The 10,173-nt window shown below is 68.0% G+C and carries 10 protein-coding genes and 1 pseudogene; all 11 read left to right on the plus strand.

From position 1 onward, the window contains the following. Nucleotides 1-319 (plus strand): annotated as a pseudogene (locus QZ772_RS13370) (23S rRNA pseudouridylate synthase B); the annotation flags it as partial. Between the two features lie 243 nt (nucleotides 320-562). Further along, the gene (gene ndk / locus QZ772_RS13375; protein ID WP_017759345.1) at nucleotides 563-988 is read left to right on the plus strand and encodes a nucleoside-diphosphate kinase; all 426 of its coding nucleotides are present in this window, start codon (nucleotides 563-565) and stop codon (nucleotides 986-988) included. A gap of 25 nt (nucleotides 989-1,013) precedes the next feature. After that, nucleotides 1,014-2,171 (plus strand): 23S rRNA (adenine(2503)-C(2))-methyltransferase RlmN, encoded by a 1,158-nt coding sequence (gene rlmN / locus QZ772_RS13380; RefSeq protein ID WP_295526995.1) that lies wholly within the window; start codon nucleotides 1,014-1,016, stop codon nucleotides 2,169-2,171. Beyond that, the gene (gene pilW, locus QZ772_RS13385) at nucleotides 2,168-3,019 is read left to right on the plus strand and encodes a type IV pilus biogenesis/stability protein PilW (RefSeq protein ID WP_295526998.1); all 852 of its coding nucleotides are present in this window, start codon (nucleotides 2,168-2,170) and stop codon (nucleotides 3,017-3,019) included. Before rlmN ends, pilW begins: the two co-directional genes overlap by 4 nt. Further along, on the plus strand, nucleotides 3,012-3,944 hold the full coding sequence (locus tag QZ772_RS13390; protein WP_295527002.1) for a helix-turn-helix domain-containing protein: 933 nt from the start codon (nucleotides 3,012-3,014) through the stop codon (nucleotides 3,942-3,944). Before pilW ends, QZ772_RS13390 begins: the two co-directional genes overlap by 8 nt. Nucleotides 3,945-4,005: 61 nt before the next feature. Further along, nucleotides 4,006-5,301, plus strand: coding sequence for a flavodoxin-dependent (E)-4-hydroxy-3-methylbut-2-enyl-diphosphate synthase (gene ispG, locus QZ772_RS13395; RefSeq protein ID WP_295527005.1), 1,296 nt, complete (start codon nucleotides 4,006-4,008; stop codon nucleotides 5,299-5,301). Nucleotides 5,302-5,318: 17 nt separating this feature from the next. Continuing rightward, nucleotides 5,319-6,617 carry a histidine--tRNA ligase gene (gene hisS, locus QZ772_RS13400; protein ID WP_295527008.1) on the plus strand — a complete coding sequence of 433 codons (1,299 nt, stop codon included), beginning with the start codon at nucleotides 5,319-5,321 and terminating at the stop codon, nucleotides 6,615-6,617. An 8-nt stretch (nucleotides 6,618-6,625) separates the two neighbouring features. Then, nucleotides 6,626-7,294, plus strand: a complete 669-nt coding sequence (locus QZ772_RS13405) for a tetratricopeptide repeat protein (RefSeq protein ID WP_295527011.1) — start codon at nucleotides 6,626-6,628, stop codon at nucleotides 7,292-7,294. Nucleotides 7,295-7,308: 14 nt separating this feature from the next. Continuing rightward, on the plus strand, nucleotides 7,309-8,457 hold the full coding sequence (gene bamB, locus QZ772_RS13410) for an outer membrane protein assembly factor BamB (RefSeq protein WP_295527014.1): 1,149 nt from the start codon (nucleotides 7,309-7,311) through the stop codon (nucleotides 8,455-8,457). Between the two features lie 61 nt (nucleotides 8,458-8,518). Further along, nucleotides 8,519-9,868 carry a ribosome biogenesis GTPase Der gene (der, locus tag QZ772_RS13415; RefSeq protein WP_295527017.1) on the plus strand — a complete coding sequence of 450 codons (1,350 nt, stop codon included), beginning with the start codon at nucleotides 8,519-8,521 and terminating at the stop codon, nucleotides 9,866-9,868. Nucleotides 9,869-9,984: 116 nt separating this feature from the next. After that, nucleotides 9,985-10,173, plus strand: a 189-nt coding sequence (gene hfq, locus QZ772_RS13420) for an RNA chaperone Hfq (RefSeq protein WP_295527019.1), incomplete at its 3' end; no start/stop codon positions are given.

Genomic DNA, 10,173 nt, shown 5'->3' on the forward strand with positions numbered 1-10,173 from the left:
CGACCGGCGGGGCGGCGGGCAAGGCCGCAACGGCGGTGGCAAGCGCAATGGCGCCAGCCGCAACGGCGGCCCGCGCGGCCCGGCGCCGTCCTTCGGCAAGGAAGGCAACTGGTCCGGCAAGGGCAACAAGGCGGGGCAGGGCGGTGGCCGCAAGGACGGCGGCGGCAAGAATGCCGCGAGCAACCAGCCCGACCCGATGAAGACCTCGCTCGGCTACATCGGCGCCGACAGCTTCACCCGCCAGCGCAAGGATGCGCGGCGAGGCAATGGCGGCCCGGGCGGCGGTGGCGGCGGTTTCGGTCGCAAGCGCGGTCGCTGAAGCGCCGCCCTCCGGCGTCGGCGCCATCCAGGCTGCCGCGCCGGCCCCTTTTCACAAGCCTGTCGCCGGGCTTTGTTGAAGTAATACCTTCGAATGCTGCGTGGCAACCCTGACGCGCGGATAAAATCGAGAGCTTTGCCAACAGGCGCCCATCGTGGCAGGGGGTGTGGACTCCCGTCCCGCATCGAGCGGGGAACCTGTGGCAAACGTGTCTCCTCCATTCAACCTCAGAGAAAAAAGCCCATGGCCATCGAACGCACCCTGTCCATCATCAAGCCCGACGCCGTTGCCAAGAACGTGATCGGCAAGATCGTTTCCCGTTTCGAGGCCGCCGGCCTGAAGATCGCCGCCGCCAAGCTGGTGCACCTCTCGCGCGCCGAAGCCGAGCAGTTCTATGGCGTGCACAAGGAGCGTCCTTTCTTCAAGGACCTGGTCGACTTCATGATCTCCGGCCCCGTCTTCGTGCAGGTGCTCGAAGGCGAAGACGCCATCGCCAAGAACCGTGACCTGATGGGCGCCACCGACCCCAAGAAGGCCGCCGCCGGCACCATCCGCGCCGACTTCGCCGAGAGCATCGACGCCAACGCCGTGCACGGCTCCGACGCTCCCGAGACGGCGGCCAACGAAGTCGCCTTCTTCTTCCCCTCGATGAACGTCTACAGCCGCTGAGGCTGAGCCAGCCCGAGCCCGCGCCATGACCGCCACCAACCTGCTCGATCTCGATCTGGACGGGCTGGCCGCGTTCTGTGAGAGCCTGGGCGAAAAGCGCTTCCGCGCTACACAGCTGTTCCGCTGGATCCACCAGCGTGGCGCAAGCGACTTCGAGCAGATGAGCGATCTGGCGAAGTCGCTGCGCGGCAAGCTGGCCGGGTGCGCCACGGTCACCGGTCTGCCGGTGCTGACCCAGCAGGAGTCGGCCGACGGCACCATCAAATGGCTGTTCGACGTCGGCAACGGCGATGCCGTCGAAGCCGTGTTCATTCCTGAAGACGACCGCGGCACGCTGTGCGTGTCCTCGCAGGCAGGGTGCGCCGTGGGCTGCCGCTTCTGCTCCACGGGCCACCAGGGTTTCAGCCGCAACCTGAGCACCGGCGAGATCGTCGCGCAACTCTGGTTTGCCGAACATTTCCTGCGCCGCCATCTGGGGCGCGATGAGCGCGTCATCTCCAACGTGGTGATGATGGGCATGGGCGAGCCGCTGCAGAACTACGGCGCGCTGGTGCCGGCGCTGCGGACCATGCTGGACGACAACGCCTACGGCCTCTCGCGCCGGCGCGTGACGGTGTCTACGTCGGGCGTGGTGCCGATGATGGATCGCCTGGGCGCCGACTGCCCGGTGGCCCTTGCCGTGTCGCTGCACGCACCCAACGATGCCCTTCGCGACGATCTGGTGCCGTTGAACCGCAAGTACCCGCTGGCCGAGCTCATGAGCGCCTGCAAGCGCTATCTGGAGCCCGCCCCGCGCGACTTCATCACCTTCGAATACTGCATGCTCGATGGCGTCAACGACCAGCCCGAGCATGCCCGTCAGCTGATCGAGCTGGTGCGCACGAGCGGCGTTTCCTGCAAGTTCAACCTGATCCCTTTCAATCCCTTTCCGGCCTCCGGTCTTCTGCGCTCGCCTGCGCCGCGCGTGCAGGCCTTTGCCCGCCAGGTGGCCGACGCCGGCATCGTCACCACGGTGCGCAAGACGCGCGGCGACGACATCGACGCCGCCTGCGGCCAGTTGGCCGGCGACGTCAAGGACCGCACCCGGGCGGCCGAGCGCATGGCCGAGCGGCGTGTCGTGATGATGCGCAAGGCCGAGTCGCCGCCGGCCGACCGACAGCCTGTTGGAGAAGCTGCACGATGAGCCTGCGCCGGCTGCGCATCCCCTGCAACCCGCCGCGCCTGCTGGCGCTCGTCCCGGTGCTTTGCCTGGCTGCGCTGGTCTCGGCTTGCAAGAGCACGGCGCCCGCGGTCGTGACGCCGCCGCCGCCGGCCGGCAATGCGCCGCTTCAGGTGGAGGCGGTCGATCCGGCGGTCCAGGCGAAGCGCCGGGCGCAACTGCGGCTGCAACTGGGGCTGGGCTACTTCGAGCAGGGGCAGAACCAGGTCGCCCTCGAGGAAGTGGGCAATGCGCTGGCGGCCGATCCCTCGCTCGGCGCAGCCTACAACCTGCGCGGGCTGATCTATATGCGCATGGACGATCCGGCCCAGGCCGAGGACAGCTTCCGCCGCGCCGTGGCGCTCAATCCGCGCGACGGCGATGCGCTGCACAACTATGGCTGGCTCATGTGCCAGCAAAAGCGCTATGCGGACGCCGTGCAGCGTTTCGGTGCGGCTCTGGCGGTGCCCGGCTACCGCGACGCAGCCCGCACCTGGATGACCCAGGGCGTGTGCCAGATGCAGGCGGGCGACAGCGCCGGTGCACAGCGCTCGCTGATGCAGGCCTACGAACTCGACAGTGCCAATCCGGTGGTCGGCTACAACCTGGCGCTGCTGCTGTACCAACGTCGTGACGATGCGCGCGCCCAGTTCTACATCCGGCGCGTGAACAATGGCCCGTCCGCGAATGCGGAGTCGCTCTGGCTCGGCATGCGGATCGAGCGCCGGCTCGGCAATGCGGAGGCCGTGTCCCAACTGGGCATGCAGCTGCGCCGCCGTTTCCCGGATGCGCGCGAGACCCTGGCCTACGAGCGTGGAAATTTCAATGACTGATCAGCCGAGCCAGACGGCCAGCACCGCCCCGGGATCATCGCCTGTCCAGCCGACGGCGGGGCAGCTCCTGCGGGAGGCCCGCGAGATGCACGGGCTTCATCGCGAGGTGGTGGCGGCGGCACTCAAGGTGCCTGTGCAGAAGCTGGCGGCGCTCGAGGATGACGATCTGGCGGCATTGCCGGATCCGGTCTTCGCGCGGGCGCTGGCGGCCAGCGTGTGCCGTGCCCTGCGTGTCGATCCGGCGCCGGTGCTGGCGCGCTTGCCTGGCGCTCCGCGCGCCTCCCTGGCCGAATCCGATCGCGCCGTCGGCGGTGCCATCAAGGCCCATGCGCACCGCAGCGCGGGGCTGGGGCGGACGACGAGCGGTATTTCCGGACCGTTGGTCGTGGTGGTGGCATTGCTGCTGGGGGCGGCGGCGCTGTTGTTCTGGGTGCCCCAGAGCGCCATCGACAAGGTGACGGCGGCGCTGGCCCCGCAGGGTGGGCGTTCGCCCTCGGCCCAAAGCGAGCAGGCTGCGTCGGCCGAGGCATCGGGCGCTGCATCGTCCGAGACTCCCGCTGCCGGACAGTCGGTGCCGGCCGTCCCGAACCCTGCGCCGGCCGCGTCGCAGCAAGCGGTCGCCGACGCCGCCGCGCCGGCGTCCCCCGCGCCGGTGGCGGCGCCGGCGCCTGCCCCGGAGGCCGTCCAGATCACCGCGAAGGGCGAGGCCTGGGTCTCCGTGTCCGAAGCCGGCGGTCGGGTGCTGCAGCAGCGGACGCTGTCCGCTGGAGAGACCCTGGCGCTGTCCGGCAAGCTGCCGCTGAGCGTGATCATCGGCCGCGCTTCGGCGGCCGACGTGCTGGTGCATGGCAAACCTTTCGATCTGACTGTCATCGCGAAGTCGGGCGGCGTGGCCCGCTTCGAAGTCAAGGCGGAGGCGCCGTGAGCCGACGCCTGCGCCGTTCGCGCACCAGCCTCTGGGCTGCCTTCGCGCAGGAGTCCGCACGATGAGCTTCGACCGCATCCTCGATCCCACTGCCCTGCCCATCGCGGCGGCGGCACCGGCCGGGCGCCGCTCGCGTCAGGCGCGCGTGGTGTGGGGCCCGCGCGTGGTGACGGTGGGCGGCGACGCGCCGGTGCGCGTGCAGTCCATGACCAACACCGACACCGTGGACGCCATCGGCACCGCCATCCAGGTCAAGGAGCTGGCGCAGGCCGGCTCCGAGATGGTCCGCATCACGGTCAACACACCCGAGGCGGCGGCTCAGGTGCCCTACATTCGCGAGCAGCTCGACCGCATGGGCGTCGATGTGCCGCTGGTGGGCGACTTCCACTACAACGGCCATCGGTTGCTGACCGAGTTTCCGGCCTGTGCGGAGGCGCTGTCCAAGTACCGCATCAATCCCGGCAACGTGGGCAAGGGCGACAAGAAGGACCGGCAGTTCGGCCAGATGATCGAAGCCGCCATGCGCTGGAACAAGGTGGTGCGCATCGGCGTGAACTGGGGCAGCCTGGACCAGGAACTGCTGGCCGGCCTCATGGACGCCAACAGCCGCCGCGCTCAGCCCTGGGACGCCAAGGCCGTGATGTACGAGGCGCTGGTCAGCTCGGCCATCGATTCCGCGCGCCTGGCCGAGTCGATGGGCATGAACGGCGACCAGATCATCCTCAGTTGCAAGGTGAGCGGCGTGCAGGACCTGATCTCCGTCTACCGCGAACTGGCCCGCCGCTGCGACTACGCCCTGCACCTGGGGCTGACCGAAGCCGGCATGGCCACCAAGGGCACGGTGGCCTCGGCCACGGCGCTGTCGATCCTGCTGCAGGAAGGCATCGGCGACACCATCCGTGTGAGCCTGACGCCCCAGCCCGGCGAGGCCCGCACGCAGGAGGTGGTGATCGCCGCCGAGATCCTGCAGGCCCTGGGCCTGCGTGTGTTTGTGCCCAGCGTCACCGCCTGCCCCGGCTGTGGTCGTACCACCAGTACCACCTTCCAGGAGCTGGCCAAGCAGATCGACGACTACCTGCGCATGCAGATGCCGGTCTGGCGCAACCGTTACCCGGGCGTCGAGGCGCTGAAGGTGGCCGTCATGGGCTGCATCGTCAACGGGCCTGGTGAAAGCAAGCATGCCGACATCGGCATCAGCCTGCCCGGCACCGGGGAGGCGCCGGCCGCGCCCGTCTTCATCGACGGCGAAAAGGCGCTGACCCTGCGCGGCGAGAACATCGCCGCCGAATTCCATCAGATCGTCGAAAACTACATCGAGAAGCGCTTCGGGCAGGCCACCGCCACCGTCGGCGCCTGATCGACCCCCCGTCACCCATGGCTGAAAAGATCAGTGCCGTCAAAGGCATGAACGACATCCTGCCGCCGGAATCGGCGCGCTGGGAATGGCTCGAAGGCATCGTGCGCGAACAGATGGCGCGCCATGCCTACCGCAACATCCGTACCCCGATCCTGGAGCACACGGCGCTGTTCGTGCGCGGCATCGGCGAGGTGACCGACATCGTCGAGAAGGAGATGTACTCCTTCGAGGACCGCCTCAACGGCGAGCACCTGACCCTGCGCCCGGAGAACACGGCCAGCGTGGTGCGGGCGGTCACCGAGCATTCCTTTCTCTATGACGGCCCCAAGCGGCTCTGGTACACAGGCCCCATGTTCCGCCACGAGCGGCCGCAGCGCGGTCGCTACCGGCAGTTCCACCAGATCGGCGCCGAGGCTCTTGGCTTCGCCGGCCCGGACGTCGATGCCGAATTGATCCTGCTGGCCGCTTCGCTGTGGACGGCGCTGGGCCTGACCGACGTGCGGCTGGAGATCAACAGCCTGGGCCAGCCGGCCGAGCGCGCCGCGCACCGTGCCGAGCTCATCGCCCACTTCGAGCAGCACGCCGACAAGCTGGACGAGGACGGCAAGCGCCGCCTGCACAGCAACCCGCTGCGTATCCTGGACACCAAGAATCCGGCGATGAAGGAGGTGGTCGAGGCCGCGCCGAAGCTGCTCGACTTCCTGGGCGAAGCCTCGCTCGCGCACTTCGAAGGCCTGCGTGCCATCCTGGACGCCAACTGCATCGCCTACACCATCAACCCCCGGCTGGTGCGCGGCCTCGACTATTACAACCTGTCGGTGTTCGAGTTCGTGACCGACCGCCTGGGTGCGCAGGGCACGGTGTGTGCCGGCGGCCGGTACGACGACCTGATCGCGCAGATCGGCGGCAAGGCCGCACCCGCCGTAGGCTGGGCCATGGGCGTGGAGCGGGTGCTCGCGCTGCTGGAAGAGCAGGGCGCCAGCTTTCCGGCGCCGGCCGCGGATGTTTTCGCTGTGGTGCCCGACGCGGCCGCCATGCCGGTCGTGCTGCGCACCCTGACCCAGTTGCGGGCGCAGGGTGTGCAGGTACAGATGCACGCAGCCGGGCCCGATGGGCAGGGCAGTTTCAAGTCCCAGTTCAAGCGGGCCGATGCCAGCGGCGCGCGGTTCGCGCTCATCTTCGGCGCCGATGAACTCGCCCGTGGCGAAGTGACGGTGAAATCCCTGCGTGACGGGACAGGTGCGCAGGTGGCGCGTCCTCTTGCCGACGTGTCCGCCTGGGCCCCCAGCCTACAATCCGCCGCTTTCCAAGACTGACCTTCCGCATGGCGACGCATCTCGATCTCGAAGAGCAGGAACAGCTCGACCACCTCAAGCATTTCTGGAATCTTTACGGCAATCTGATCACCGGCGTCGTCATTCTGGCGGCCGTGGCCGTGCTGGGCTGGAACGGCTGGCAGTACTGGCAGCAGCGCCAATCGACGCAGGCGGCTGCGCTCTACGACGAGCTCGACCGCGCCGCCCAGGCCGGCGACCCGGCCAAGGTCCAGCGTGCCTTCGACGACATGACCAGCCGTTTCGGCGGCACGGTCTATGCGCAGCAGGCGGGCCTGCTGGCCAGCAAGACGCTGGCCGACAAGGGCCAGGTCGATGCCAGTCGCGCGGCGCTGACCTGGGTGGCCGACAAGGGCAACGACCCCGGCTATCGTGCCGTCGCACGGCTGCGGCTGGCTGCGGCCCTGATGGAGACCAAGTCGTACGACGAGGCCCTCAAGCAGCTCAACGGCAGCTTCCCCGAAGAATTCAAGGGTCTCGTGGCCGACCGCCGTGGCGACGTGCTGCTGGCCCAAGGCAAGCGCAATGAAGCGCAGGCCGAATACAAGAAGGCATGGGCCGCACTGGCCCAGGACGCGGCCTATCGCAGGCTGGTGGAGGTCAAGCTCAACGCCGTGGGTGTCGACCCGGCTTCGCTCTCGGCCAAGGCCACTTCCTGAAACGGATCCGATTCATGACCCTGTCGAAGCTTTCCACGCCCATCGCCTCCGCCCTGCGGGCCACCTGTGCCGGCTTCGTCGTGGCCGCGCTTGCCGCCTGCTCCGGCACGCCCAAGCTGAAGCCGGAGGAACTGCCGGCCAATCCGGCAACGCTCGGTGTGAGCCAGGCCTGGAGCGTCAAGATGCCCGCCGTGAGCTTTCCTCTGCGTACGTCGGTCAGCGGCGATCGCGTGACGGTGGCGGCCTCCGACGGCACGGTGGTGGCCATCGACGCCCGCCAGGGCCGCGAGCTGTGGCGCACCCAGGTGGGGGCACCGCTGTCGGCCGGCGTGGGCAGCGACGGTCAGCTCGCCGCGGTCGTGACCCGCAACAACGAACTCGTGGCCATCGAGGCGGGCAAGGTGATCTGGAAGGAACGCCTCCCTGCCGAGACCTTCACGCCGCCGCTGGTGGCCGGCCGCCGCGTTTTCGTGCAGACGGCCGATCGCACCACCGCGGCTTTCGATGGCCAGAGCGGCCGTCGGCTCTGGCAGCAGAGCCGGGCCGGCGCCGATTCCCTGGTGCTGCGCAAGCCGGGCGTGCTGCTGCCTTTCGGCGACACGCTCGTCACCGGCATCGGCGCCCGTTTGGTGGGCATGAACCCGGCCAATGGCAACTCGCGCTGGGAGGTGCCCGTCGCGTCGCCACGCGGGACCAATGATGTGGAACGACTGGTCGACCTGACCGGGACGGTCAGCCGTGTCGGCGACAGCATCTGTGCCCGGGCCTACTATGCCGCCGTCGGCTGCGTGGATGCGCAGCGCGGCACGCTGGCGTGGACCCAGCCGGCGGTCGGCTCCGAAGGCGTCTCTGGTGACGATTCCCTGGTGTACGGCGTGGAAAGCAATGGCACCGTCCAGGCCTGGCGCCGCGCCGACGGTCAGCGCGCCTGGAGCATGGAGCGCCTTCGCCTGCGCAACCTTACGGCCCCTCTGGCTGTCGGCCGCACGCTGGTCATCGGCGAGGACACGGGCACTGTGCACTTTTTGTCGCGCCAGGATGGCGCTGTGCTCAACCGCCTGGTGCCCGACGGTTCTGCCGTGGCCGCCGCGCCGATGGTTGCCGCCGACACGGTCGTGATCGTCACCCGCAACGGTGGCGTGTTCGGCTACCGGCCCGACTGATTCCCGCATGGCCGGCGGCTGCCGGCCGTTCTTCCATGATCCGCTCTGAACGAAGGTTTGCATGAAGCCGGTTCTCGCGCTCGTAGGGCGCCCCAACGTCGGCAAGTCGACCCTGTTCAACCGCCTGACGGGCACGCGCGACGCCATCGTGGCCGACTTCGCCGGCCTGACCCGTGACCGGCACTACGGCAGCGGCCGGGCGGGGCCGCGTGAGTTTATCGTCATCGACACCGGCGGCTTCGAGCCCGATGCCGGCAGCGGCATCTACCAGGAAATGGCCAAGCAGACGCGCCAGGCCGTGGCCGAGGCCGATGTGATCGTCTTCGTCGTGGATGCGCGTGAAGGTCTGTCTGCCCAGGACCACGACATCGCCGGTGAACTGCGACGGCTCGGCAAGCCTTGCGTCCTGGCCGCCAACAAGGCGGAGGGCATGAAGGACAGCGGACGTCTGGCCGAGTTCTATGAACTGGGCCTCGGCGACGTGCATGCCGTGTCGTCGGCCCATGGCCAGGGCGTGCGCGCGCTGGTCGATCTGGCCCTCGACATGCTGCCGCCCGTCGATGAGGATGACGCCGACGCGCAGGACGAGGAGGGTGTTCGCCCCATCCGTCTTGCGGTGGCGGGACGTCCCAACGTCGGCAAGTCGACGTTGATCAACACCTGGCTCGGCGAAGAGCGCCTGGTGGCCTTCGACATGCCGGGCACCACGCGCGATGCGATCTCAGTGCCTCTGGAGCGCAATGGCCAGCGCTTCGAGCTGATCGATACCGCCGGGCTGCGGCGCAAGGGTCGCGTGTTCGAGGCCATCGAGAAGTTCTCGGTGGTCAAGACGCTGCAGGCCATCGAGTCGGCCAACGTCGTGCTGCTGCTGATCGATGCCACACAGGGCGTCACCGATCAGGACGCCCACATCGCCGGCTTCATCCTGGAGGCGGGGCGGGCTGTGGTCATCGCCGTCAACAAATGGGATGCCGTCGACAGCTACCAGCGCGAGCAACTGCAGCGGCAGATCGAGAACCGGCTGCCCTTTCTCAAGTTCGCCGCGCTGCACTTCATCTCGGCGAAGAAGCGCCTCGGCGTGGGGCCGGTATGGCAATCGATCATCCAGGCCCACCGCTCGGCCACGCGCAAGATGGCCACGCCCGTGCTCACCCGCGTGCTGCTGGAATCGGTGCAGTTCCAGGCGCCCAAGAAGAGCGGCATGTACCGGCCCAAGCTGCGTTATGCCCACCAGGGCGGCATGAACCCCCCGGTGATCGTGATCCACGGCAACTCGCTGGAGCATGTGAGCGACAGCTACCGCCGTTTCCTGGAAACGCGGTTCCGCAAGGAGTTCGATCTGATCGGCACGCCGCTGCGCATCGAGTTCAAGACCTCACATAACCCCTATGCTGACAAGGACGGCTCCTGATCCGTCATGATTGATGCCCCTCCGGGCAGTAGCCGCTCTTTTTATGACGGCTTTCGCGCCTGCATGTTGCAGTGCGGAAACCCTGTGTTAAGGTGCCCGGTCCAACAACTCTTCTTCTGAACACGGAGAATATCGTGAGCAACAAAGGGCAACTTCTACAAGACCCGTTCCTGAACACGCTGCGCCGCGAGCATGTTCCTGTCTCGATCTATCTGGTCAACGGCATCAAGCTGCAGGGCCAGATCGAGTCTTTCGACCAGTACGTCGTGCTGCTTCGCAACACGGTGACGCAAATGGTCTACAAG

Source organism: uncultured Pseudacidovorax sp. (assembly GCF_913773995.1).
Taxonomy (GTDB): Bacteria; Pseudomonadota; Gammaproteobacteria; order Burkholderiales; family Burkholderiaceae_C; genus Xenophilus.